The sequence below is a fragment of the Marivita geojedonensis genome (assembly GCF_002115805.1).
Lineage (GTDB): Bacteria > Pseudomonadota > Alphaproteobacteria > Rhodobacterales > Rhodobacteraceae > Marivita > Marivita geojedonensis.
The window spans coordinates 580,829-606,205 of the sequence record NZ_JFKC01000001.1 but is presented as its reverse complement, the minus strand read 5'-3'; the positions used below and the strand labels follow the sequence as shown (position 1 = coordinate 606,205).

Below are 25,377 nucleotides of genomic sequence, written 5' to 3'. Positions count from 1 at the left end.
AGGTTAGAGCTTAAAGCGCTGAAATATCAATTCTTTTCGGGGTTGTGGTCAAAGAGGATGTGAGATGGTCCAAATACCTGATAGTGGGCGTTATTAGGATATTCCTTTCCTTCATGAGGGACGGGCGACCGGCAAAATACTATGGCCTTCAGTGCCAATCTCTACCCCATTATGGGCTTCAAACGACCTGGTATCTGCACTAACGTCACGGCTTCATCCCTGATCTGACCAAATCCCAGCCAAACCAATTTCCCCTTTGAAAATCTCCGTTGTCACCGCAGTCTATAACCGCCGGGCCACCATTGCGCAGGCGCTCGGCAGTGTGTCCTCACAAAATTATGCTCAGGTCGAGCACGTCATTCAAGATGGTGGCTCCACCGATGGAACGGTCGACCTGATTGCCGAAATATCCAACGACAGGATGCGCCTTACCTCCGAGCCGGATGACGGCATCTATGATGCAATCAACCGCGGCATTCGCCGTGCGCAGGGTGACGTCATCGGGCTTATGCATTCGGATGATTTGTTCGCGCATACTGACGTCCTGACAGCTGTGGCGGAGGCTCTTTCGAATCCGGATCTCGATGGCGTTTACGGCGATCTCGACTATGTTGCGGCAGACGACACGAGCCGTATCATCCGCCGATGGCGCTCAGGCCCATACAGTCAAGACCGCCTGTCCAAAGGATGGATGCCACCGCACCCCACCGTGTATCTGAGGCGCGATGTCTTTGACAGGTATGGCCTTTACGACACATCTTACCGGATTGCCGCAGACTACGACGCCATGCTGCGATATCTGGGAAAAGGGCAGATCAAGCTGGGATACATCCCGGACGTCATGGTCAAAATGCGGGTAGGTGGTGAAAGCAACAAATCCCTGGGCAAGATCCTCCGGAAAAGTCGGGAAGACTACCGTGCGATCCGGAGCAACGGGGTCGGGGGCCTGGGCACCTTGGCCCGGAAAAATCTCTCCAAAATCCAACAGTTCTTTTGAGGTAGACAGAGACCGATGAGCAAACGGGCATTGATCACTGGCGTGACGGGGCAGGACGGGTCTTATCTTGCCGAATTCCTTCTGGATAAAGGATACGAGGTACATGGCATCAAGCGCCGCGCCTCGTCGTTCAACACACAGCGGATCGATCACATTTATCAGGATCCGCACGAGACAAATCCAAAGTTCAAGCTGCACTATGGTGATCTGACGGACACCTCGAACCTCACCCGGATCCTGCAGGAAACGGAGCCGGACGAGGTCTATAACCTTGGCGCGCAGAGCCATGTCGCCGTGAGTTTCGAGGCCCCTGAATACACCGCCGATGTTGATGGGATCGGGACGCTGCGCCTTTTGGAGGCCATCCGGTTTTTGGGACTTGAACGCAAAACGCGTTTCTACCAGGCCTCAACGTCGGAACTCTACGGGCTTGTGCAGGAAACGCCCCAGAAAGAAACCACGCCGTTCTATCCGCGTAGCCCATACGCTGTTGCGAAACTCTATTCCTTCTGGATCACGGTAAACTATCGCGAAGCCTATGGCATGTATGCCTGCAATGGCATTCTCTTCAATCACGAGAGTCCGCGGCGGGGAGAGACATTTGTCACCCGAAAGATCACCAGAGGCCTCGCCAATATTGCGCAGGGTTTGGAGGACTGCCTCTACATGGGCAATATCGATGCTCTGCGTGATTGGGGGCACGCCAAAGACTATGTCCGCATGCAGTGGATGATGCTGCAGCAGGACGCGCCCGAGGACTTTGTGATCGCGACAGGACAGCAATACTCGGTTCGCCAATTCATCACATGGAGCGCGAAAGAGCTTGGCATCACCCTGGAATTCTCTGGGGATGGGGTCGATGAGATTGCGACTGTGGTCTCGGTGACAAGCGACAAGTCTCCGTCCGTGAAACCCGGGGATGTGATCATGCGGATTGATCCGAGGTATTTCCGTCCGGCGGAAGTCGAAACACTCCTTGGGGACCCGTCCAAAGCCAAGGCCGCGTTGGGTTGGGAGCCCGAGATTACAACGCAGGAAATGTGTGCCGAGATGGTCGCCGAAGACCTGAAGATTGCGCAGCGACATGCGTTTCTCAAGGCACATGGGCACGACATTCCAGTCAGCCTGGAAAACGGGTGACGCCCATGAAAATCTATCTTGCCGGACATCGGGGCATGGTGGGAGGGGCAATCCTGCGTCGATTGGAAGCGCGCAAAGCGTCCGGCGAAGATCTAACGATCATCACCCGCACCCATTCCGAGCTTGATCTGACCGATCAATCGCAGGTGCGCGCCTTCCTGAAGGCCCAACGTCCGGATGTTGTCATTCTGGCAGCCGCCAAGGTGGGCGGCATTCACGCCAACAACACCTACCCTGCCGAGTTCATTTACGAAAATCTGATGATGGAGTGTAACGTCATCCATGAAGCCTATGCTGCGGGCGTGATACGTCTTCTGCAATTGGGTTCGTCCTGTATTTACCCCAAACATGCAGATCAGCCGATGGCCGAGCAGGCGCTTCTGACCGGGACGTTGGAGCCTACCAATGAACCCTATGCCATCGCCAAGATTGCCGGGATCAAGCTCTGTGAAAGCTACAACCGGCAATATGGAACGGACTACCGTTCGGTCATGCCGACCAATCTTTACGGTCCGGGCGACAATTTCCATCCCGAGAACTCTCATGTTCTGCCCGCTTTGATCCGTCGATTTCATGAGGCAAAGGAAGAGGGTCGCGACAGCGTGACCATTTGGGGCACAGGATCACCCCGCCGTGAATTTCTCCATGTCGATGACATGGCCGAGGCAAGCCTCTTTGTTCTGGATCTCGACAAATCGACCTACCAAGCCAACACGGAGCCCATGCTCAGCCATATCAATGTTGGATCCGGAACCGATGTGTCGATCCTTGAGCTAGCGAAACTTGTGGCCAACGTCACCGGCTTCACGGGCCAGATTCTGACGGATCCATCAAAACCGGATGGGACGCCTCGCAAACTGATGGATGTTTCGCGGCTCAGCAATATGGGCTGGACCGCCCAGATCCCCTTGGAAAACGGAATTCGGGAGACTTACCGCTGGTTCCTCGATCATCAGGAGGATTTTCGCGCCTGAGGCTTTCTGCGACACGTCGAATAGTTGTTTTGGACAGTTCTTTCGTCCGACACAGTGTTAGTCTTTTGGCGTAGTCGAATGGACTACGTTGCGTGACTCGTTTGCAACGATCAGATTTCGTCCATGAAAACCTGTCGAAATCAATAGAGCGCGCGCATAGAACAGACGACGCTAGAGGCGGAGAGAATCCCAAAGAAAAATGATTCTCCGGAGGCAGCAGTGCGGTACTTGATCAGATCAACTCTTGTTGTGGCGTCTGGAGGCGTGTTTTTGGGCCAGTCTCTGGCTGAGCCGTATTCCGGATACAATACTTATGGCTATCCAGGTCTGATCGACACGCCGTCGGCGTTGAGCCGTCCGGATGCAGAACTGGCCTTCACGTCCAGTTACTTCAAGAACCAGTCGCGTAACACGATCACGTTCCAAATCACGCCGCGCCTGTCCGGGAGTTTCCGCTACTCAAATATTGAAAACTTCCAGCGCGAAGGATCCGAACTCTTCGATCGAAGCTTCTCGCTTCAATATCGTCTGATCGACGAAAACCCGGACACTTGGCAGCCTGCTGTAGCTGTTGGCTTGAACGACTTTCTCGGAACAGGGATCTATTCCTCTGAATATGTCGTTGCCACCAAAACGCTTGGAAGTGGTGTTCGCGTAACCGGCGGTTTGGGCTGGGGTCGTCTGGCAGGCGTCGGCGGGTTTGATAATCCACTCGGCGTCTTCAGTGATGCGATGAAGACACGACCAACCCGTGATTTTGGCAAAGGCGGAACCGTTGAAGCGGACCAGTTCTTCCGAGGTAACGCGGCGTTCTTTGGCGGGATTGAGTGGCAGGCGACCGAGAAACTCGCCATCACCGCTGAATACTCATCGGATGCTTATCCGTTTGAGGATGGATCTGCCTTTGAACGCAAGTCACCCTACAACTTCGGTGTTTCCTACCAATACCGCCCCGGCATCACGCTCGGCGCGCATTATCTCTATGGCTCGGAATTCGGGGTGCAGGCCACATTTGCAACCAACCCCAAATCACCCAGTGGGGGACCAGGGATTGATCGTGCGCCGATGCCGGTCTTGCCGCGACGCAATGCAGCTTCTCTTGGATGGAGCGTAGACTCCATTGGAGAAACCCGTGTCCAAAATAGGATTCAGGCTGCTCTTGCACAGTCCGGGTTGAAGCTGCATGGCTTCTCGGCGTCAGGGCGCAGCATCCGGATCGAGGTTGAAAACGCCACGTATCCGAACATGGCGCAGGTTGTTGGTCGAACGGCGCGGGCACTGACCCATTCGGTGCCAACAGGTGTCGATACATTTACGATTGTGCCTGTTGTCGCGGGACTTTCTGGGGCGGCCGTGACCTTGAACCGCTCAGATCTCGAAGAGCTCGAATACACCTACGACAATAGCTGGAGCAGTTTTGCCCGTGCCTCCATTGAACCTGACACTGGGCCGCTATCGCCGATCTCTGGACGGTATCCGCAATTCGAATGGCAGTTGCGCCCCTATCTGACGCCAAGTCTGTTCGACCCGGATGATCCCATCCGGGTCGATGTTGGCCTCGAACTGGCTGCAAAATACCAGCCTGCTCCTGGTTTTGAACTCCGCGGTGCCGTCCGCAAAAAACTCGCTGGCAATCTCGACGAAAGCACCCGTGCCTCTACATCGGTGCTCGAAAAAGTGCGCTCGGATTTCAACATCTACGATCGCGAAGGGGATCCTGCGATCACGGAGTTGGTAGGCGCGTATTACTTCAAGCCAGGCGAAGATCTTTACGGTCGAGTGACTGCCGGATACCTGGAGCCGATGTTTGGCGGGATTTCAACGGAACTGCTCTGGAAACCGATCGACAGTCCGTTCGCCTTGGGAGCTGAGCTCAACTACGTCAAGCAACGTGACTTCGACCAGCTCTTTGGGTTCAGGGATTATGAAGTCGCAACCGGCCATGTCTCTGGATATTGGGATATGGGCAACGGGTTTCATTCCCAGCTCGATGTTGGCCGCTATCTCGCCGGAGATTGGGGAACCACCTTTACACTGGATCGTGAGTTCAAAAACGGCTGGAAAGTTGGGGCGTTTGCCACTTTCACCGATGTCAGCTTTGATGATTTTGGCGAAGGCTCGTTCGACAAAGGTCTGCGGTTCGAGATTCCGATCAGCACGGTCACGGGGCAACCTAATACAGACAAACTGACCTACACGATGCGCCCGGTGCAGCGTGATGGCGGTGCGCGCTTGAATGTGTCGGACCGTCTCTACGAGACCGTGCGGGAGCTCCATAAACCGGAACTACAAAACGGATGGGGGCGGTTCTGGAAATGATGTGGCGGTCTTTCATAAGTCTCGTGGTTGCTACGATCCTTGGCGCGTGTTCTCAGCTCACATCACTTGCGGGTCTTGGTGGTTCAGAGGTCGTGATCGGGACAGCCACCCGTGACAGTCTCCAAGTGTCTGTTCCCGTGCTCGGTGCGCAGGGCTTTGCCACTGAAGCTGCCCGCATCGGCAGCGTTGTCACATGGCGGACGGCAGACAACGCAACGTTTTCATTCGATCAAGGCGTGATCGTCTCGACGCGTGGTCTGGGTGATGACCTCATGGGAGCTGATGCAACCCAGTCGATCGCGGCGGTAAATGGCGGAGCACTCGCGTGGGCGCCGCGGATCAATGGTTATATGAATGGCGAATACCAAAGCTTTTTCATGACGTTTCAGTGCCGCAGGTCTGACACACAATCCGTCCAAACACCTGTCGGAAATCGCCTTGTCACTGCCACACGCATCACAGAAGCCTGCATCAACGATGAGCGGCAGATCGAGAATACATACTGGCGAAATAGCAACGGCTTGGTTCTGAAATCACGCCAATGGGTCTCGCCGGGCGTTGGTTACGTGGAAACCGAGCGGGTCATCCGTTAAGTTTTCGCGATGGAACGCCGACGTCGAATCGGAATTGAGGGTCGAGTATGAAGCGCCGAAATTATCTTGGGATCGCGCTGTTGAGCACAGCTCTTGTGACAACGGCATGCGGCATTACCTACCATAGCCCGACTGTAAAAGACGCGGGCGCCGGCGTAGCCGTCCGTGAAATCCCGCTCACGGCACAAAGTGTGCTGGTGGCGAACCGCTCGTCCTACACACCTAAATCTCTTCCGGCAGCCTTCTACCAGACAGCGGGAGGAGGGTCTTTGCGGTTTGGGGGACCCCTTCCGGAAGAACCCTTCGTCCCGGAGGAAACACCGGGCACATTGCAGCTGCGCCCGCCGCCGCAAATCCTTCCGGAAACATACCGGATCGGGGTCGGTGACGTCGTTCTTCTCGCCACGAAATCCGTTGGAACAACCGTCGAAGAGCTGACCGGACTTCTTGCGGCCCAGAACCGGCGGCAGGGCTACACGGTGCGGGATGATGGCCGCATTGCCATTCCGGAAATCGGACAGATCGATATCGCCGGCTTGACGGTGGAAGAAGCGGAGGCCCGGATTTTTGAGATCCTTGTTCGGAACCAGGTCGATCCTGCCTTCAGTCTTGAAGTCTCGGAATTTAATTCGCAGCGCGTGGTGATCGGTGGCGCCGTAGGCAGCTCAACCCTGATACCCATCACGCTCCGGCCCCTGACCCTCGGCGAAGCACTGGCCGCTGCCGGTGGGGTTCAACTGGCAAATGACGAGTTTGGCTCCATCCGTATCTACCGAAACGGGACGCTCTACCAAATTCCCATTCGGGATTATTTTGCGGATGCCTCCCTGCAACGGCGTATCCTTCTCGATGGTGATGCCGTGTATGTCGATACCACCTACGATCTCGAGCAAGCCTTGCTGTTTTACCAACAGCGTCTCGATGTGATTGCCCAGAGAAACCAGGCCAGAACACAGGCTTTGGCTGAGCTGCAGGCTGAAGTTGGGTTTCGGCGGGCGGCTTTGGACGAACAACGGTCGAATTTTGGTGCACGAGCCGAATACGGTGCCGTCGAGCGGGATTATGTTTATCTGACAGGAGAGGTAGCCAAGCAAAGTCGCTTTGCGCTTCCTTATGGTCAGACAGCGACCCTTGCCGATGCGCTCTATGACAGTGGCGGTTACAGCAATGCGACCGGAAGCTCACGGCACATTTACGTATTGCGTGCCTCGGAAAACCCTGCGGAATTTGGTGCGGTGACAGCATGGCATCTGGATGCCAGCAACGCGGTGAACCTGACCTTGGCGGCTCGCATGGAGATGCGCCCCAATGACATCATCTTCATCGAAGAGCAGCCGGTAACAAAATGGGGCCGGTCGCTCCAGCAAACCTTTGGCCTCGTTGGGGCAGCAATCAGCACGGCAAACGCTGCGGGCAACTAAACCAAAACTTCCTCAAAACGATAAAAAAGCGGGCCTCTTCGGGGCCCGCTTTTTTCATGTGTCGTAGTAATGTTTGCCGTATTTGGCATAGGCCCCATAGGCGCTGTAGCGACCACCATAGCCGTAGCGCTGCATGCCTTTTGGGTCGATCTGAGACAGAACAAATCCAGCAACCTTGAGATTGGCGCCTGCCAGTTGACGCAGACCTTCGTCCACCTGGGCCTTGGCGGTCTTGTCCCACGCCACCGAATAGATAATTGCATCAACAGCCTGGCCGATGACACGAGCATCGGGAACCACAAGGACGGGCGGCGTGTCGATGATGATGACATCGTAGGATTTTCGGGCGTTCCCAATAAACTCCTGGAAGCGGTCGGAACTGAAGAGATCTGCCGCATTCACCGAGCTCTTTTCTCCCATAAGCACGTCTGCGCACAATGCCTTGTCATGAAAGACGATTTCATCCAGGGGTCGACGACGTGACAAAGCCGAGACGATCCCGCAATCAGGCGCGGTTTTGAAATATCGGCTGAAGGTTCGTCTCCGGATATCGCATTCAATCAAGAGAACACTCCGCCCCAAAGTCGCAAAATTCTTGGCCAATGCGATGGCCTGCGTGGTCTTGCCTTCGCCCGGAATCGACGAGGTCGACATGATGACCTTGGGTGGCTGGTCAATGTTTGACAGCATCACCGACGTGCGCAGGTTGCGGACGGCCTCTGAGGCTGCAGATGTGGGTTTGTCATTCAGATAGGGAATAAGGGCTTCGCGTTTTGAAATCGGGATCCGCGGAATTTGACCCATAACACCGATACCGGTGTGGCGCTCCAGATCCTCGGCGGTCCGGAAGCCATTGTGCAAAAACTGCTGCAGCAAGACAATGCCGACCCCCAGCATGCTGCCCAGGATCAGCGAGAGTGCCACGATCCGTGACTTGCGTGGTTCAACGTAAACGCCATTTATCGCAGGTGAGAGCACTCGGGCATCGGCCTCCTGCAACCCACGTTGAACAGTTGTCTCTTTCAGACGCGCTAGAAATGTATCGTAGAGAATGCGCGTTGCTTCCGCTTCGCGTTCCAATTGCTGTAGATCAATCAGATCCTGCGTCTGCAGGGCAATCCGGGTTTGAAGCTCGTCATAAGATGCAGACAGGGACTCGGCCTGCGTCAGGGCACGTTGCGTGTCTGTGGCCTCCCGATCCACGAGCAGTGCAAAACGGTCATCGAACAAAGTCAACCTTTGCGGACCGCCATCGCTCAGATCGTTGTAAAGCCTCTGAAGTACCGGGTCGGGAAAGGCTTCCAGGATTTCTTCCGGCGATCCATCGAGTTGAAGAGCTCGCAAACGTTCCAGACGGGTTGTTGCTCCTTCCGCGGTCTCACGCAGGCTTTGCAGGCGGTCCTGAATATCGTTTGCTTGCTGGTTTAATCCTGCAAGGACCTCTGCATTGACCACGTTTGACCTGGAGCGGAGATCCTTGATGGCGTCTTCTTTTTCTTTCAGTTCAATTTCCAACTCGGTAACACGCTCAGAAAGCCAGGTGACCGCATTTTCAGTGGCTTCGAATTTCACGGCGATCTGGTCCGCGATGTAGAGCTGAGCCAGCGTATTCACGAGCAAGACGGATTTCTGCGGATCAACCGTTTTGGCTGAGAGCGTGAACACGTAGGTATCACGCTGTAACGACGCGCTGATCGCGCTCATCGCGTTAACGACTGTGCGATCGAACTGCTGAAACTCCGTCGGTGTCGGCTCTTCCGGAAATTCGAAGCCGAACCAATCCTTCAGATAGGGTTCGAGATACGGTTCGTAGAAGGCTGGCCCCGTGTCCGCGAGATAGGGATTAAATGCGGCATCCGCTGTGAGATTGAGCTCTCTGACGAGTTGCTCTCCCAGTTTGCGCGATTTGATGACCTCGATTTCCGTGTTCAGAGACACGGTGTCGGCGGAGACACCTGAAAACACGCTGTCGATATCGACAATTTGCGAGCCACCAACCTGAATGGCGAGAGTTGTTTGCGCAGAATATTTCGGTACCGCAAGTTGGAACGCATAGTAGCCGCCACCAAGACCCGCCAGCAAGGCGCAGAGCAAAATGATCCATTTGCCGCGCCAGAGCGACCCGAACAGCTCTAGGAGATCGATTTCGTCGTCTCCGATATGCTCGGATTTCTGGTTGCGTCCAGCGCGTGCGTAGTCCTGCAACAAAATCTGTGTTCCTACTGCTGATCTCACATGTAAGCGCGACTTGGTCCGTGTTTCGACAAAGTCGCTGTTCCGAACCTACAAACCTTTTCCTCCAAAGACGATCAACAAGGTGCGCCATACGATCCAAAACTCCAGCAGGAAGCCGGAATTTCTGATGTAATAGAGGTCTGCCAGCACCTTGCGGCGCGTGTCACTCGGACCCTGCACATAGCCAATTTCCGTTTGAGCCAGCCCACTGATTCCCGGACGCACTTCGTGACGTTCACGGTATCCTGGAATGTCCTTCAAAAACACTTGGGCGTGCGGCAGGTAGTCAGGACGCGGTCCAATCAGACTCATTTCCCCCTTCAGCACATTGATGATCTGGGGCAGCTCATCAAGCCGGGTGCGTCGCAGAAACTTGCCAAGCTTTGTAATGCGATGGTGTTCGAGGGGGTCATTTACATCTCTGTGCGACAACGTGCAGGGGAGCAACGTTCGGAATTTGTACGCGACAAAGGGTTGGCAGTGCCGTCCCATGCGTTGCTGCCTGAACAGCAGAGGCCCACGGTTGAGCAGCGGATTGAGTGCAAGAATCGCAAGCGCGGACGCGGCGAGCAGAGGCAGCAACATCAGGCTGACGAACAAATCAAACAGCCGCTTGAACGCCTTGAATACAAAAGAGCTGCGCCTCTTCGACGTCGCTAAACCCGCGACATCGTCCATCAAACTGTCGAACACAATGAACCCCCACCGTTCACGTGAAATGTCTGCCAATATCTACAACTAAAACGATACTGGTTTTGCCTCCAACGCTCAATCCATATTGTCACACTGATAAGAGTCACAGGGCGATAACTTGCCCGTCGACCAAATTTTGGTCATTCAACGCGGCCTGTATCTCTTTGCGATGCGTGCCTAGCCAATTATTGCAGTTACAAAAAGACTCCAACGGATCACGGTTTCGGCGACGCTAGCGCAGTCAAACAAAGAAGACTGCCCGCAAAAGTCCAAAAAGATCATACACAAGCCGCGATTATCACTGATTCTCTGAGAAAATCAGGAGTATCTTGCCAGTTTTGTGAGATGCGGAGGTATGTCCAACAAGGCTCGAAGTCCTTTCCATGTGTAGACGTGCTGCCACTGCTTTCCAAGCTGACCGAAACGGCTTTTCATTTATACATATTATTGCGGAGGTCATGAGATGACGCCTGAAATCCGAGATTTTTTCACTTGATCTTTGGCAGCTCAGTTTAATCATGTTATCTACCCGCAAAGTTGTGTCGTCGTCAGAACCGGAGTCCACTATGAAAAGCCCCTTCCTCGCCGCCATGATGGCCTTGACCGTTTCGGCCACGGGTGCATTTGCTCAATCCAATGCTGAGGCTTTGGCCATCGCCCAAGCTCAGGAAGCATGTGGTGAAGGTCAGAACGATTTGATCGTGTCGGCGCGCTTTCTCGAGGATGGGCGCGTCGGTGTTCGTTGCGCGGAAGGTGTGGCTGGCGCGCAATGCATTCCCGTCGCTGCTACGGGAGCATCGGAGTCTGAGCGTCGCGCGTACGAAATCGCCCGCAGTCAAAATGCTTGCGGAGACCGGGCGATCATCAGCGCGCGTTTCGAAACGAATTCAGAGATCCGCGTTCAATGTTCGGCGGCCGCGGCCGTTGTCGGCACCTGCCCGCCTGGTACAGTTGCAGCCGGGGGCGCAGCTGCAGGCGCGGTTGTCGCAGGCAGTTTCACACCCACGGTGGTCGGTGGTGTCGCCGCGTTGCTTCTGGGTGCAGCAGCCATGGGCAACTCGACGGCCACGTCCGACACCCAGTAGACGCAATCTTCGGCAAGACGTGACACATGTCGACCTCGACGTCTGACGTGTGTCTCTCTTGACACCTTTTCGAGACCAGTGACCCGGCGCCGTGTTCATCGGATTCGGCCCGGTTCATCAATCTCAAAGATCTTCGCAGTCTGCGCCATTTTTGGGGGTGTTTGTCGCTGTCGAGACAACTGCTCGCTTTTCTCCGTTACTCGCTGGTTTGCCAAAAATTGCGTTTCTTCTCAGATGGCGACAGTCTGTGATTTCGAGACGTCGACGAGGGGGACAGCAGATGACATCCATCCAGAGCAACGTGGTCACGAGAGGGTCTTGGGTGCTTGCCTGTATGCTGGGTCTTTTTGCGACCTGTGTTCTCTTGCTCTCAACAGTCGCAGTGCCGGCCCAGGAAACTCTCTCAGAGGGCGATGCTAGCAGGACAACGGGTGCCAATTCGGAGCAGGTTGTCGATGATAATGCGGCCAATTCCGAACCCGGTCTTTCGCGCGACATACTGGACCCGAATATTCCCCTAAACGAGCTTGAACTGCGACTGATCCCCCTCACGAAATCCGAGTTGGAAAGTCTCGCGGAAACCTGGTTGGAAACTGTACGCGCAGCGACAGAAGAGGTGATGGCCGCACAAATCACCATCTTGCGGACGGATCAGGGTGTCGAAGATGCGGCTCGCCAAAACCTGTCCGCGCTGGTCCTTGAGAGAAAGGCACTGTTCGACAAATACAGCAGGGTCATCTCCTCCCTGGAAAAGAAGGGCGGTGATCCATCTCTGGTCGCGGAGTATCGGGCGTATCGGTCCTCGGTCATTATTGACGAAACACGGAACACCGATTTTGAAACTCTCGTGTCCGAGACTTTGAGTTGGCTTATGGATCGCGAAGGTGGCATTTCGGTTGGGCTGAACGGGGCCGTACTTGCCGTTGCACTCCTAGGGTTGCTCTTGTTTGCAAGAGTGAGCCGGCGCACAAGTCAGCGGATGATGGGCCGTGTTCCAAATCTCTCCAAGCTCTTGCAGGCCTTTCTCGCGACGGTGGTCTACTGGCTGGTTCTGGCGTTTGGTCTGCTGGTGGTATTGTCTGCCATGGGGATCGATATCACACCCGTTTTCGCCCTGATTGGTGGTGCTTCGTTCATTTTGGCGTTTGCGTTTCAGGACACGCTTGGAAATCTCGCAAGTGGACTGATGATCATGATCAACCGGCCATTCGATGAGGGCGATTATGTCGATGTTGGTGGTGTGGCTGGTACTGTGCGATCCGTCAGTATCGTTGCTACCAAAGTGGTCACGCCCGACAACCAGGTGATCGTGATCCCGAACAAGAATGTTTGGGGGAACGTCATTACAAATGTCACTGCAAGCACAACACGCCGGGTCGATTTGTTGTTTGGTATTTCCTACGCGGACTCCATCTCTGATGCGCTAGACGTCATCAAAGAGACAGTGACCGCCCATCCCCTGGTTCTGGCCGATCCGGAACCTGTTATTCGCGTACATGAACTGGCGGATAATTCGGTAAATTTCATCTGCAGGCCGTGGAGCAAGACAGCTGACTACTGGACGGTTTATTGGGACCTGACACAACAAATAAAGGAAAAATTTGACGAGGCCGGGATCTCGATACCGTATCCGCAACGGGATGTTCATATTCATCACCATGGCACGGATGCGTCCCGGGCAGACTCGTCATGAGCACGTGTCAGTGGACCTCGCGCGCACAGGTCAAAACGCGACCAGGTGCTCCCTAATTGAAACTGTCGGCCACAATTAGGGTTCTTCACGCCAAACGCGCCGACCGTCCATGAGGCTGTGCCATTCTCGACCAACTTGAGGTGTCGCAATGGCATCGGGCTCACCCGCCAATTCCAAGGCCTCCCGCATGCTGCCTGCATAGGCGTAGCACGGCGGGCGTTCCGTGCTTCCCTGGTCGCCGCGCGCAGTGATCTTCCAAACATACTTCATGCCTGTCATGACGCGCGTGACCTCCAGATTGCGGGTTTGTTGACGCTGAAGTGTGCCATCCTGTCCGGGATCGGGATTTGATCAACATCAATGCAATGCTGTGAACGCCTTTCGCACATTCGGGCCCAGGCATTTCTGTTTGCACTTGCTTCAGCGGACCTTCGATGCCGCATGTCTTTAGGGCGTCCTCATGCAAAAAACCGCACCGATGAAGAAGGGGCCTCCGCCTAGGAAAGAGGTGGGGTGGGCGCAGGCCCCTTCACTTGGGAGCTCGGACCGATGAGTCCGCAACGCAAGAAGCGTCCCACAGAACGCACATAAATCAAGTGAGCAATGCTGACCTTTCTACCGGATTTTCCGTCTCCATAACTTTTCTGGTGCCCGCAGCGACGGGTTGATCGGGCTCTACTCTGCGTCAACAGTACCCGCGCTATTGAGGCGTCATTAAAGGCCAGGACGCGGTCACGGCAACCAGCCAAGGCGTCACCGGCGGACTATTCGTTCTTGGGTCTCGACGTGTGAGGTTTGTCCTTGCCGGATCTTTACGTGTGCATGCCCGCCAATTGATAGATGGGGCATCGACCGATGAACGCCGTCATAAACAGCACAACCCCCAGAAACCCGCTTATCCAAACAACAACGGGCCCAAGCGCCTGTGCAAATGGGCAGAATAGTGCAAACCCTAGAAGTACCAGTGCCAGGATCAGCCGAATGATCCGATCCAGTGGTCCAACACGCCCCGCTTTTCCGGTTGCCATCTGCATGTCCCCCCTTTTGAAACACGTGCCCAGTAAACGTGTTTTGGGACGTGATTGCGTTGATGTGGGTCAACGCGATCGCTCAGGGGTTTGGGACTGTCCGCGTCGGGCCTCGACATCACCTCCGGACGTGACTCGGCGCTGAAGGCATGTCGTGGGCATCAGGCATGTGCCCCTGCGATGTCACGTTCCCGTCGCGTGGACAGGCCGTTGTCGGGGTCCGTTATCGTGAACTCCGGGACAGTGTCTCGTCCCCTTGAACGATGCGTTCCACCAATCCGCAACCGTTCTGCTGCAAACTGAAATGCTGCCATGCATTGGTCGCAAACTTGCGGGGCTCCAGCCCATAGATCCAAATGTCGATCAGCCCAGTTTTTGGCGGCAGCGACACGGGAGCTGCAGAAATCAACACATCGCGCCATTGAGGCTCCATCAATTCGAGCTCAAGTGCGGCCGCAATGTATTCGTGATCAATCAGGGATACTTCGCGACCATTTGCACTTTGCGTAATGAGGGCATGCACCAGTTCGTGCGTGAGCGCATTTTCCAGCAAGACATCCGCTGGCAGCGTGGCATAGGGGCTGTCCTGGTCAATAACCTCTGGATAACGGGCGGGATTGGTCAGCCGGATGGAGTCGTGATCGCAATCAAACCACGCGAGGCAGTTTCCAATCTTGTGGCTCAACTCGTCCACAACCTTGATCGTCAAGGGTCTCGTCTGGGTCAGCCCGCAGTCTGAAAGCGTGTCCCGGATGCGCGGTGCGGCGTGACAGAGCGTTTCAAGCAACTCGTCATTTGGCGCCTCGACAGAAAACTGCCTATCTGAACAGGTTTGGAGGTCATCGGCGTAAACCGACGAAACCAGAAGACTGGCCAAGGCCGCGCAGATCCCGGTTTTCCACACTCGTCGCCTGTTGGACCTGCCTTGCTGACTCTGCTCGGGAGACAGCTTGGATATGAAGTGACGCCGTTGCACAGAACCAGTTCTGCGCCAATCGCTCAAAGCCTGGCGCATGTGCCCCATTCTGACCAAAGCGCCGAACCGCGTCGTTCGACACAGGACGTCACGCAAATCCGGCTTTCGTGGGAAGCCCGAGTTTCTTCAATGTCATGACAACGGGGCACATCCCCGTAAACGATGCCTGGATCAGGTGTGCACCCATGAGACCCGTCAGCCAAAGCCAATTCGGGTTATGGAACGCTGCAAGAAGTGCACTGCCAAGAACCACAACACCAACGATCAAAAGGATTGAACGTTCTACGGTCATTTGAGACCTCCCTGTTCGTGCATGTCTCAATAATCGCAAAAGAAGCTTCTGTGACAAGCTCTATTTCAGCCGGTCCTATCCTCTGAACGAGCAGCGCGGTTGGGTTATCGGTCAAGGCAGCGCCCCCGTCTCATGTGTCTCGAGGGGCTGCTGGAGGTGGGATTGGTCTGTTTTGGTCCATCACCTCCCAAAAGCGGGTGAGAGGTGCGGCCATGTCGAGATTGGTGTCGGGCTTTGGCCGAGGCCGGGAAACGCGGGATTAGGCGAAACCGCCAGGATCGGGTAGCATGAGAGCAGAGAGCGCGCAGACTATATCAAAAACAAGCGTGCCTCACGAAACGGGGGACCATCTATGCGAAACGATCTACTTGCAGCCCTGGTCATGGTGCTGCCCATCGCGGTTTCGGCTGAGCCCAGCCTGGAGCGCGGTGAATACCTGGTTCGCGGGCCAGCGGCCTGCGGCAATTGTCACACACCGCAGGGTCCAAACGGACCCGATATGGCAAATGAGCTCGGCGGATTCATGGTGGAGAAGTCAGAGGCGTTCGAGGCCTGGGCTGTCAACATTACGCCGGGGAGCCGTGTTGCGGAATGGACTGACGCAGAACTTGCGCGCGCCATCCGGGAGGGTATCCGACCTAATGGCTCTGTTATTGGACCTCCGATGCCGATTGGACTGTATCGCGGTCTCTCAGACGATGATCTCATGTCGATCGTCATGTTTCTCCGGACCGTCCCTGCAAGTGACAATACAACACCTTTCTCGACCTATAATATTCCCCTCCCACCGGCCTATGGCCCGCCCATCGAGAGCGTCGCCGCCATCCCTGCCGCTGTGACTGTCGAATATGGGGAGTATCTTGCAGGCCCGGTTGCTCATTGCGTGGAATGCCATTCGACGCCGGGTCCCATGGGCCCGATGCTGGATACACATCTTGGCGCTGGCGGGTTTCCGTTTCATGGGCCATGGGGAACCTCGGTTTCCGCAAACCTGACAAGTCATGAGGACGGTCTCGCAGGGTATACGGACGACGAGATCAAGATGATGATCACCCAGGGCAAGCGACCGGATGGCAGTCCCATGATGCCTCCCATGGGATATGGGTATTATGCCTCGATGACCGAAACAGATCTGGACGCTGTTGTTTTGTATCTGCGGCAACTGCCGCCTCTCCCGGATCCGGAATAGCGCTTCTCTGCTCTGGCCGCGGTTTCCAATCGCGGCCATGACTCACCAGCTCGGTCTTTGGGTCCGATCGCCGCGCGTCGGGTCGATCGCGCTTCAGGGCGTCCTGCGCTGTGCATGCGCAGGTGCAGGACATTTGCCCCAGAAGGCTTGAGCCGTGAAGGCCGACACTCTCTGGACTCCATTCCAAGCCTGATTTCAGCTTGTGACGCTTGGCCTCAAACCGGTGTTTGCCAAGCCGCAGTTCGCGCGGCACGCGCGCGCACCGGTCGAGGTGTTCCCGGCTGTGATTGATGGTTTCGTCCATGCTCCTAAGGCGGGGTTACCCGTGACCTGTCCGGGGAACGACACTGGGCGCCTCATGAAGCACGGCTAGGGCTGAACGCATCTCCCTATCCCTTGACCTGGGTTCCCGAAACACCCAAACCGCCCAGGTTCAGACCGGTTTTGGATGCACCGGCGAACCGGCCAAGCGTCCAGGACGGCGAAACCCGCGCATCCGCTCTTCATGGAGGGCTCAAAAACCGTCCTGCCATACCCAGGACTGGGATAGCGCCGGTTCTCCGTTTTGATTCATATCAACAACAATGGTTTTCGAACGTGGAAGCTTGCTGGTGCGAGGGTTTGCTGTTCGGTCGTTGCGTCACGTGGCCTGAAGTCTTGCCATCTCCTCGCATCCTGACGGGAGGACACCATGACCTATCCACTATCCCTGGCAGTCACCGCTGCAGCGCTTAGCCTTGCGAGTTTTGCCCATGCGGCCGACCCTCTGGTTGATGTGGCATGGGTGACGGAAAACCTCGACAGCGAAGATGTGGTGTTTGTCGATCTGCGGAGTGGGGGCGCGTATCTGGACGGCCATATTCCTGGCGCCGTGCATACCCAATATGGTGGTCCCAAGGACCAGTGGCGCATGAAGGTTGGACAGGTGCGGGGGCTGGTGCGCGAGCCGGAGCAGATTGCGGCGCATCTCGGGAGGATTGGTGTTTCGAACGACGATCATATCGTGCTGATCCCTGGCGGGACCAGCTCATCGGACATGGGTGCCGCGACCCGAGTCTACTGGACCTTGAGTTATTTGGGCCATGATGAGCTCTCCATTCTGGATGGCGGCATGGCCGCTTATCTCAAGGAGCTGGATGACAAGAAGATCCCTCTCAACCCCCTGCAAAAAGGCAAGGTCGATAGGGGTTCGGCGTCCTTTGTCGCCAAGCCAAGAGAGCACATGCTTCTCACCGCGGACGACGTCGAGATCATGGTGGCGACAGGTGTGGTGCCGGTCGATAATCGCACCCGTGACTTCCACTTGGGCATTACAAAATCAGGGGCTGCCAAAACCGCCGGGACCATCCCGAACTCGGTGAATCTTCCTCACAGCTGGCTGACGGTTGATGCAAAAGGGTCGTTCCGGGAGTCCGATGCTCTCGCGGCCCTCTATGCGGCAGCCGGAGTGTCCCTCACGGATCCACAGATCAACTTCTGCAATACAGGCCACTTGGCCAGTATCGGCTGGTTTGTGAGCCATGAGCTGCTGAACAACAAAAACGCCCTGCTCTTTGATGGGTCGATGGCCGAGTGGACTCACACGGGGCACATCACAGACCAAAAGGTGACGTTCTGATCCATGTTGCTCGGGCGCTGTTGGGCTCTCGGAGCTTTGCCCGATCAAAGCCGCGTCGCGCGGATCTCCCCCGGTCTCTGCTCTTTCCTGACCTCAAACTGAAAAAGGAACCACTATGAAACATATTGCATATTCCGCCCTGCTGGCACTGATCTTCGCGATCACAGGATGTACCGAGACAGGGACATATCCGGTGAGCGAAGAGGAGTGTGGTCCAAATGACCCTGTCCTTGACATGGATGCCAGTGACTGCAGCGTGATCCCGGGCGCGTAAACACGCTCCCTTGCACAACCCGGATCCGCTCAGAATGGCGGATCCGGCTTCATGGCCGGCGCTTCGCTGAGATCTGTGCAGGGCGTGTCGCAGTCCATGTCCCGCCGTTGCGTTCAGCCAGACTCTGTTGCTGCGGGATCCCGCAATCGCGGGTCATCTGTCCGCCGGGATGTCTTGAATGCTCCGTCCACCACGGCGCATACCTGTCCCGGACTCTCGCGTCCTGCGAGGATCCGCAGAACGGCAATCCTGGTCTCAGCTAAGAGCCTTGGCCTTCTGTCGTCCGTCTCAGCCCGCCGGCCAGTTTCCCATCGACGGGGGGCGCCTCATGCGGAGACTGGCGTTTCCAATCCGACAGCTGCATCAGCTCCTGGATATCGGTGATCTCGCCCAGGGGAATGCCCAGCTTGGCGATGTCCTGAGCGGTCAGGCCTCTGTCGACCCCGTCGATCACTTGGTCCACCACGCTGTAGTCATGTCCAATCCCGAACTCATCGGTCACACCTTTCGCCATGTCCGGCGAGGGAAGTTGCGTGGATATCTCCGAGGGCAGCGCAAGCGCCTTCGCCAATTGGCGTACCTGTGTCTTGTAAAGGCCAGTCAAGGGTTGAAACGGGAGATCGTCGATACCGTCTTTTACAAACCAGCCCACGTCACATTCCGAGAGGTTGGCTGCGCCAATGAGGGACAGTTTGCGTTCCAGGGCCAAGCGCTCAAGCAACACACGGCGATATTTGTGCCGGGCTGCAAAGCCGGAATCGACATGATGCATCGTCATTCCAAAGAGGAGTCTTTTGTACACGGGCTGAGATGTTCCCCGCGCCCAACACGCAGCGTCGATTTAAACGGGCTCTCTCCACAAATGACGCGATAGCTCCCGGCGCTGAGTTTTGCGATCAGGGGAGAGAGTCTTAACAGCTTGATGAAGAGCGGTTTGTAGACCTGGGAGTTTTTCATCTCCTCCGAAATATCCAGGATCTCCAGCTCAAGACCCAGATGCTGCGCCATCAGCCGGGCGTTGCGGCCAATTCCGGCATCGCTGTCGCGGTCGAAGAGATAGACAACCGTCACCTTCCCGGCGCCAAGGGCCTTGACGGCAAGGGCGGCCAAAACCGAGGAATCAAGCCCGCCGCTCAACCCGAGTATGACACCTTCTGACATGTCGCGCGTGACCTTCTCGGAGATGGCGTTGCAGATGGCCTCGATGGCTCGATCGGCATCAATCTCAAGAGGTCTCATAGATATGTCTCCGAACGGGGCATCCTGATTGGGCAGTGCTCTCCTCACGCCAAAATCGAGAACTTCGGCCGGGTGCCGAAATCCTCCCACCCTGGCGCTGGTCCAAGGCGACCCCGACGGTCAAACGTGACCGCCGCGCGTCGCGGTATCTGTCCCGCAGCGCAGTCGAGGTGGCGTGTTACTGTTGCTGGATGGCCTGGAGATAGAAGACCAGTTCGAGGATCCGCGCCCGAACCGCCTGCTCACTCCCGTATGGGCCGTATTTGCTGCCGGCCTGTTCCTTGTAGCGATCCCCCCAGATGGGCATTTCCCAGCCTTCCGTATGCCGGACGCCATGGGCTCCAAGTTCCGTGCGGCCATCGATGATCTGAAAGATTTCGAGGAGCGGAAACACACCTTCATTGTTCTTGGCGATTGCCGTCAGGTCCGAAGGTGTGACCGACAGGTATTCTGCCATCGGGCCATCGCCTTTGCCGCCAACCCCATGACACGCCAAACAGGCCGCCTCATATTCGTCAGCGCCAATGAGGTCTTCCTCGGCAGACACGGAGATCGGCGCGACAGCAAGCGCCGCAAGACAACAGAGTGCGCGCAGGCCTGACCCCAAATTCGGCGACAGCGTGGTGACGTTGATTTTGCGTTCCGGCATTTTTTGCACCTCCCATAAAAGTCTGGTGATGCTAGGGACTCAGGTCCTGACGCGCTTTGACATATCTCAATGTCACTATGTTTTGAGCGCGGTACCCTTCAATGGGTCGACTTCAAGATTGGAGGTCTTGAGCTCGACACAAAGGGAGGATTGATGATGAACCGAGCCAAAGCCGTTGTACTAGCGATATGTCTGTCTGCCCCAATTGCGCAGGTACAGGCACAGGAATCTGAGATAACATTGGGCAAATCCACGTTTACCGCGCGGTGTGCGCTGTGCCATGGACCGGATGCATCCGGCGGTGGTGAGATTGCCGAGCTCTTCAAGGTGCCGCCAGCGGATCTGACGACTCTGGCTGCGCGCGCCGGTGGGTCCTTTCCGTTTTCGGATGTCTACGAATTGATCGCAGCGGGGATGGACCAGCCAGGGCACGGGGATTCCGAGATGCCTGTCTGGGGTGATTATTTCCTGGCGGATACTTTGGAAGACCGCGGTGTCTCTCCCGGGGACGCCCTGGAGATCGCTGCCGGGCGGATCTTCTCCGTCGTGCTCTATCTCGAGTCCATTCAAAAATAGCGACCGGTGCGGGGTCGATGCGGGCACGGTCTCTTGCCTGCCGCGTCTCCTGATCCCGGAAACGCCGAACCCGTCGTTTCCGGTGAGTCCCGAAACCACAGGCACTCAGCGCGCATGGCGTGAAGGGTGTCCATTCAGCCAGGTGACGTCGATATCAACAAGGGAAGGATGTCAAAATGAAGTTTGGTATTCTCGTAGCATCAGTTTTCTTGGGTTTGTCATGCTTGCCGTCAAACGCGCAGGAGAGTTCCGGCCAAAAGGAATACATGATTGCCTGTGCCGGATGTCATGGCGAATCCGGGAAGGGTGATGGTCCTTTGGCGGGGTTGTTGAACATCCATACGCCGGATCTCACGACGCTGGCCGCGCGAAATGATGGTGAATTCCCGTTTGAATACACGCTGTTCATGATTGACCGGAGAAACGTGATCCCGGTGCATGGGAGCGAGATGCCGGTCTGGGGGGACCGCTTTCAAGCCTCAGCCACCAGCCGGAGTGGGGAAACGGCAGAGATGGTGGCCCTCGGGCGCATTCTATCGCTGACCTATTATCTCGAGACGATCCAGGAATAGGTCGGCAACAGGTCGGTGGCAGAGCGCTTTGCGTCGAGCTACCGGAGGGTCTCTGCCGCGACACCTGTCGTGGGTGCCCAAAGGCATGCGTCTCGGATATCGGGTGCGGGATGTGTCGTGCCGCCCGGTTTGAGGGGCCGGCAGGTCTTGCCTGTCGTTCTGCGCCCAGGGGGATGCGCACAGCCTGTCACATGGCCTGATTTGGGCCTGATTTGGGGGCGAGATGTCGAACCAGACGCGCGGGCGTTTACCAAGACGCCGTGGCCGTCGAAGTGCACAGCTCCGCCGTGCCAGCTGTGACAGGCGGGCGGTCGCTGGGCGACGCATATGTCAGGTTGGGTTTTTCGGGTGTTCAAGAGTTGTCGGTCGGTTCTGCGACGTTGGATTTAACTGAAGACCAATGGGAGGTGTTCCATGTTGAAAAGGGGAGTTTTGGCCTGCGGGCTGGTGGTGCTGCTTGGATCTATTGCCAATGCGCAAGATCTCGGGGCCATCGAATATTCCAACTCCTGTGCGGTGTGCCACGGACAGGATGGCAAAGGAGATGGACCTGTCAGTTCACAGCTCCTGAACACGCCGCCAGACCTCACTGTCCTGAGCAAGATGAACGGGGGGGTATTCCCCATCGCGGATGTGTACGCGATTATCGATGGCACGGCTGATGTCGCTGTCCATGGCGGACGGGATATGCCGATCTGGGGTGATCGGTATATGACCGAGATGCAGGATGACCCGACAGCCCATTATTCCTGGACCGAAGCGCGCGCCTACGCCTTGAATCGGGTTCTGGCCTTGGTGGAATACCTGTCCTCCATCCAGGAGTAACATCGGTCCTTTCCCCTGCGCCCTGGCGCAAAAACATCATGTGCCAGAGGCTGCTCGCTCTGCGTCTCCTCCGTGAGCAGCCTCTTCGGCCCTGTCGCGCGTTTTGGTCCAAGATAATCTGGCCCAGGACAGTGCATGAGCTGCCTTGGGTTGTGGCTGTGCGCACGTGTAGCTGGTGGGAGGCATCTGTCTTTGGTTTTTGGCACAAATGTGCCCGCCAAAAGAGGTGTCTTATGCCTGCAAAGGCCCGGTTGCCCCTCGATTGCCCTGTGTTCAGACCCTAAAGTAAGGCCCAAATGCAGCGGTTGACCCCCGATATCAAACCCCCGATCCTGCCGGCACGCTCCGTGGTGATGGACGGCTTCAGAGCCCTCACTCTGACTCTCTGCCTGTTGAGTGTGCTGACCCGGCCTGCGCTGGCCGAAACGCCTGTCGTCTCCTGTCACAGTGGTGCGTTCTCGGTCTCTGCAGAGGATCCGCAGGAGGCCGATCTGGCCTGCGCAATCATCGACAAGACACATGCCCGGCTCGCGCAACTGGGTTTCGAAATGCTTGAGCCTGCCCGTGTCGAGATCACCAGCGCGCTGGATGTGGCTCAGGGTGTCTGCGTCGGCCTGTATAATGCCATGGAGAAGAAGCTGCAGATCCTGTCCAGAAGCTGCCTGCAGGATCAAACGGCTCATTCGATCGGGTTTGCCGAGATGGAGCCGGATCTGCTGTTCGAGACAGTTCTGGTCCATGAGCTTGTGCATGCGCATATCGACCAGCACAGCTCGGGCCGGTTCCTGCCGCGGGTTGCTCATGAGTACCTGGCCTATTCCATCCAATTGGACCTTCTGCCCGAGGCGGACCGCATCCGGATCCTCGAGAAGGCCCAAATTGCAGCCCCGATTGTCTTCGATGAGATCAGTGCGTCCCTGCTGCAGTTCTCCCCCATCCATTTTGCTGCCATGGCGTGGATGCATTTCGACCAGGAGGGTGCAGATTCGGATCTCGTGGACCGGATCATTCGCGGTGACTTGCTGTTCAACACCCTCTGGGACTGAGAACCGCGATGTGCCGCAGGCTTCCTCAACAAAAGGCGATGATCCCATGTCTGGGGTTCCTCGCACTGCAGCAACGCTACGCTCCCGCTCAGATTACGCAGTCCCATCGGTGATTCGAGGGACAGCGTGCATTTCCCACACCCCCGAAAAAAGCCTGCTCGCCCTGACAAACATGCTCTCACAATGGCTCGCCGCTTGCGGGTAGACCGTGTTGCGCACCCGACTGGCTGCCGCGATTTCGGGAGTGCGTTCAGTGGCAGGACCGTCATGGCTTCCGCGCTGACGGCGTTCTGACTAAGGTCAGAGCCACACAAGAGAGACCGCGGTAACAAAAAGACACTGGTGGCACCGAGATGGTCTTCGGGACAGGAAAGACCACCCTGCGGTGCCACCAGCCGTCTTAAAATCGGCAATTATTACTGCCCCACCGTTCGGATCGTGCTGACCCGGGGGGCGTGCCGATCACTCGCTATTCATGCTGAACGAGTCACGATAGATCCGCCACGATCCATCATCCTGACGGCGGAAAATCGTCAGAAACTTCCCCTCCACTGCATCGTTGACCGTAAACGTGCCGCGCGAGTAGGCCCACTCATCTGCAATGACGATTTCTTCGGAGTTGATGTCCATCGACTTTGGCGGATTGGCAAACCGCTTCGCGGTTCCCGGCGCAAAGGTCTGATAGTCAACCGCTGGAACACCGGGCGGCATCCGGATGCCCTCTTTGTCCCAAAGGCTCAGCCAAGTCTCCGCATCACCGTCGACCCGTGCCTCCGTGTATGTCGACCAGATCCCCAGGATCGCTTCTTCATCGGACATGCCATCCGATACCGCCAGCGTCGGCAGAACAAGTGACGCGCCGAAAGCCAGCGCAGCCATGGTCTTGTGTGATAGCTCTTGCATAGATCCCTCCTCCCCAGGATTTCTCCACACTCTGGAGAGTATATGTGTTTCGAAACATTCCGTGTTTGACATGTATCAAACCGGGCGCTGCCCGCTCGGCGGGCGGAGACTGTCACAGGCGGCGACCTGCGTGGTCTCCAGGTGGGACAAGTTGCTTAAGGGACTGTGAGATGCAGACACGTGATGTGGTTCTGCAACCTCCTATCCGGATGAGATCCCACCTATTCAGCTGCATGAGCCTGGTCTGCGCTGCGCGGGGCAGGGCGATGATGGGGTCTCGCAGGCGACCTCGTCTCAGCTGTCCGGCGGCAGACCCAATATGGTGGTTCCATCGATCAGCGATTTTACGAAATCACATCCGTTTCCGTCTGTCTGAAAGTGCCGCCAGACCAAGGGCGCAAAGGCATCGGGTCCACCAAAGAAGAGTGTCAATTCGTTTATGGCCGAACGGTCCACTGGACCCTCGGCGCGGACGTCTTCCAAGCTTTGTCTAACGGCGCTGGGCAACGATGCCATCTGCATAGCGTAAGCAATGTATTCATGGGAAGCGACGCTGAGTTCCTCGCCCTGCAGCGCCTTGGTCAACCGCGCGTGGGTGATCTCATGCACCACAAGGCTGTCAAACAGGACTGCCGCATCCATGGAGCGGTAGATGTCAGACAGCACTTCGAGCGTGGCAAGCTGCTCTGGGGCAACAACGGCAATTTCATCGGTTTCGCAGATATACGCACCAAGACAGTGAGGTCCTGCCGCTTCGATCCGCTGCACCACGTAAAGACTGAGCGGTGTACGATCCGACATGCCACAGGCGGCGAGGGTCGGGGCTGTCTGTTTCTCAATGTCGCAAATGCGGCGCGCCAATTCGGGATCTGTTGCATATACTTCCAAATGGCCAGACGGGCATTGAAAGGCCGGTGGGTCGTCAGCCGTCAAACCATTTTCCTGCGCAGCCAGCGACATCGTCATGGACATGACGATTGCGGACGCTAGGGAAGCGTCTCTTCTCATGGATTTTCCATATCCGTCGGCAATCGTTTTTC

Annotated in this window: 25 protein-coding genes; 15 read left to right on the top strand and 10 right to left on the bottom strand. The window is 56.5% G+C overall.

The genetic code is table 11. The features are described from left to right. The first annotated feature begins 256 nt into the window (after positions 1–256). The 6 genes from MGEO_RS02960 (at position 257) to MGEO_RS02935 (ending at position 7,444) form a co-directional block, all read left to right on the top strand. The gene (locus MGEO_RS02960; protein ID WP_085635181.1) at positions 257–997 is read left to right on the top strand and encodes a glycosyltransferase family 2 protein; all 741 of its coding nucleotides are present in this window, start codon (positions 257–259) and stop codon (positions 995–997) included. 15 nt (positions 998–1,012) lie between these two features. Further along, complete coding sequence (gene gmd / locus MGEO_RS02955; RefSeq protein ID WP_085635180.1) at positions 1,013–2,137, top strand: GDP-mannose 4,6-dehydratase; 1,125 nt, start codon at positions 1,013–1,015, stop codon at positions 2,135–2,137. A gap of 5 nt (positions 2,138–2,142) precedes the next feature. Further along, positions 2,143–3,111 (top strand): GDP-L-fucose synthase, encoded by a 969-nt coding sequence (gene fcl, locus MGEO_RS02950; RefSeq protein ID WP_085635179.1) that lies wholly within the window; start codon positions 2,143–2,145, stop codon positions 3,109–3,111. A gap of 270 nt (positions 3,112–3,381) precedes the next feature. Beyond that, the gene (locus tag MGEO_RS02945; RefSeq protein ID WP_158090964.1) at positions 3,382–5,430 is read left to right on the top strand and encodes a YjbH domain-containing protein; all 2,049 of its coding nucleotides are present in this window, start codon (positions 3,382–3,384) and stop codon (positions 5,428–5,430) included. A 23-nt stretch (positions 5,431–5,453) separates the two neighbouring features. Then, positions 5,454–6,023 (top strand): YjbF family lipoprotein, encoded by a 570-nt coding sequence (locus MGEO_RS02940; protein WP_233139553.1) that lies wholly within the window; start codon positions 5,454–5,456, stop codon positions 6,021–6,023. 47 nt (positions 6,024–6,070) lie between these two features. After that, on the top strand, positions 6,071–7,444 hold the full coding sequence (locus MGEO_RS02935; protein ID WP_198948073.1) for a polysaccharide biosynthesis/export family protein: 1,374 nt from the start codon (positions 6,071–6,073) through the stop codon (positions 7,442–7,444). 54 nt (positions 7,445–7,498) lie between these two features. Here MGEO_RS02935 and MGEO_RS02930 read toward each other — a convergent pair whose 3' ends face one another. Continuing rightward, positions 7,499–9,679: a GumC family protein gene (locus MGEO_RS02930; RefSeq protein WP_085635176.1), complete on the bottom strand. Its 2,181-nt coding sequence runs from the start codon at positions 9,677–9,679 to the stop codon at positions 7,499–7,501. A gap of 48 nt (positions 9,680–9,727) precedes the next feature. After that, entirely contained in the window at positions 9,728–10,408 is a 681-nt protein-coding gene (locus MGEO_RS02925) for a sugar transferase (RefSeq protein ID WP_233139551.1), read from the bottom strand. 530 nt (positions 10,409–10,938) lie between these two features. Here MGEO_RS02925 and MGEO_RS02920 point away from each other — a divergent pair. Continuing rightward, a complete protein-coding gene (locus MGEO_RS02920; RefSeq protein ID WP_085635175.1) occupies positions 10,939–11,457 on the top strand; it encodes a hypothetical protein in 519 nt (172 codons plus the stop codon). A gap of 280 nt (positions 11,458–11,737) precedes the next feature. Further along, on the top strand, positions 11,738–13,150 hold the full coding sequence (locus MGEO_RS02915) for a mechanosensitive ion channel family protein (RefSeq protein ID WP_233139549.1): 1,413 nt from the start codon (positions 11,738–11,740) through the stop codon (positions 13,148–13,150). An 812-nt stretch (positions 13,151–13,962) separates the two neighbouring features. On the opposite strand, the gene MGEO_RS02905 is transcribed toward MGEO_RS02915, so the two are convergent. From MGEO_RS02905 to MGEO_RS02895, 3 genes are all read right to left on the bottom strand, one after another. Next, entirely contained in the window at positions 13,963–14,178 is a 216-nt protein-coding gene (locus tag MGEO_RS02905; protein ID WP_233139547.1) for a YgaP family membrane protein, read from the bottom strand. Between the two features lie 223 nt (positions 14,179–14,401). Continuing rightward, positions 14,402–15,055 carry a DUF6639 family protein gene (locus MGEO_RS02900; RefSeq protein WP_143746213.1) on the bottom strand — a complete coding sequence of 218 codons (654 nt, stop codon included), beginning with the start codon at positions 15,053–15,055 and terminating at the stop codon, positions 14,402–14,404. Between the two features lie 187 nt (positions 15,056–15,242). After that, positions 15,243–15,446, bottom strand: a complete 204-nt coding sequence (locus MGEO_RS02895) for a YgaP family membrane protein (RefSeq protein ID WP_085635170.1) — start codon at positions 15,444–15,446, stop codon at positions 15,243–15,245. 352 nt (positions 15,447–15,798) lie between these two features. Between MGEO_RS02895 and MGEO_RS02890 the strand changes: the two genes are divergently transcribed. The 3 genes from MGEO_RS02890 (at position 15,799) to MGEO_RS21520 (ending at position 18,527) form a co-directional block, all read left to right on the top strand. Then, entirely contained in the window at positions 15,799–16,635 is an 837-nt protein-coding gene (locus MGEO_RS02890) for a cytochrome-c oxidase, cbb3-type subunit III (protein ID WP_085635169.1), read from the top strand. Positions 16,636–17,326: 691 nt separating this feature from the next. Further along, positions 17,327–18,253 (top strand): sulfurtransferase, encoded by a 927-nt coding sequence (locus MGEO_RS02885; RefSeq protein WP_085635168.1) that lies wholly within the window; start codon positions 17,327–17,329, stop codon positions 18,251–18,253. A gap of 115 nt (positions 18,254–18,368) precedes the next feature. Beyond that, complete coding sequence (locus MGEO_RS21520; protein WP_170102883.1) at positions 18,369–18,527, top strand: hypothetical protein; 159 nt, start codon at positions 18,369–18,371, stop codon at positions 18,525–18,527. A 259-nt stretch (positions 18,528–18,786) separates the two neighbouring features. Here MGEO_RS21520 and nadE read toward each other — a convergent pair whose 3' ends face one another. The 3 genes from nadE to MGEO_RS02875 all read right to left on the bottom strand — a co-directional run bounded on the left by nadE (position 18,787) and on the right by MGEO_RS02875 (position 20,415). Further along, positions 18,787–19,299, bottom strand: coding sequence for an NAD(+) synthase (gene nadE, locus MGEO_RS21515; RefSeq protein ID WP_198948072.1), 513 nt, complete (start codon positions 19,297–19,299; stop codon positions 18,787–18,789). Positions 19,300–19,301: 2 nt separating this feature from the next. Further along, complete coding sequence (locus tag MGEO_RS21510) at positions 19,302–19,766, bottom strand: asparagine synthase-related protein (RefSeq protein ID WP_198948071.1); 465 nt, start codon at positions 19,764–19,766, stop codon at positions 19,302–19,304. Between the two features lie 178 nt (positions 19,767–19,944). Further along, complete coding sequence (locus tag MGEO_RS02875) at positions 19,945–20,415, bottom strand: c-type cytochrome (protein ID WP_198948070.1); 471 nt, start codon at positions 20,413–20,415, stop codon at positions 19,945–19,947. Between the two features lie 240 nt (positions 20,416–20,655). On the opposite strand from MGEO_RS02875, the gene MGEO_RS02870 reads away from it, so the two are divergent. From MGEO_RS02870 to MGEO_RS02855, 4 genes are all read left to right on the top strand, one after another. Then, the gene (locus MGEO_RS02870; protein ID WP_085635167.1) at positions 20,656–20,991 is read left to right on the top strand and encodes a hypothetical protein; all 336 of its coding nucleotides are present in this window, start codon (positions 20,656–20,658) and stop codon (positions 20,989–20,991) included. Between the two features lie 176 nt (positions 20,992–21,167). After that, positions 21,168–21,563 carry a c-type cytochrome gene (locus MGEO_RS02865; protein WP_233139546.1) on the top strand — a complete coding sequence of 132 codons (396 nt, stop codon included), beginning with the start codon at positions 21,168–21,170 and terminating at the stop codon, positions 21,561–21,563. A gap of 414 nt (positions 21,564–21,977) precedes the next feature. Continuing rightward, positions 21,978–22,388, top strand: coding sequence for a c-type cytochrome (locus MGEO_RS02860; protein WP_106299099.1), 411 nt, complete (start codon positions 21,978–21,980; stop codon positions 22,386–22,388). Positions 22,389–22,684: 296 nt separating this feature from the next. Further along, a complete protein-coding gene (locus MGEO_RS02855; RefSeq protein ID WP_085635165.1) occupies positions 22,685–23,434 on the top strand; it encodes a hypothetical protein in 750 nt (249 codons plus the stop codon). Positions 23,435–23,896: 462 nt separating this feature from the next. Here MGEO_RS02855 and MGEO_RS02850 read toward each other — a convergent pair whose 3' ends face one another. Continuing rightward, entirely contained in the window at positions 23,897–24,337 is a 441-nt protein-coding gene (locus MGEO_RS02850; protein WP_158090960.1) for a YybH family protein, read from the bottom strand. A gap of 294 nt (positions 24,338–24,631) precedes the next feature. Beyond that, the gene (locus MGEO_RS02845) at positions 24,632–25,345 is read right to left on the bottom strand and encodes a DUF6639 family protein (protein WP_143746212.1); all 714 of its coding nucleotides are present in this window, start codon (positions 25,343–25,345) and stop codon (positions 24,632–24,634) included. Positions 25,346–25,377: the final 32 nt, after the last annotated feature.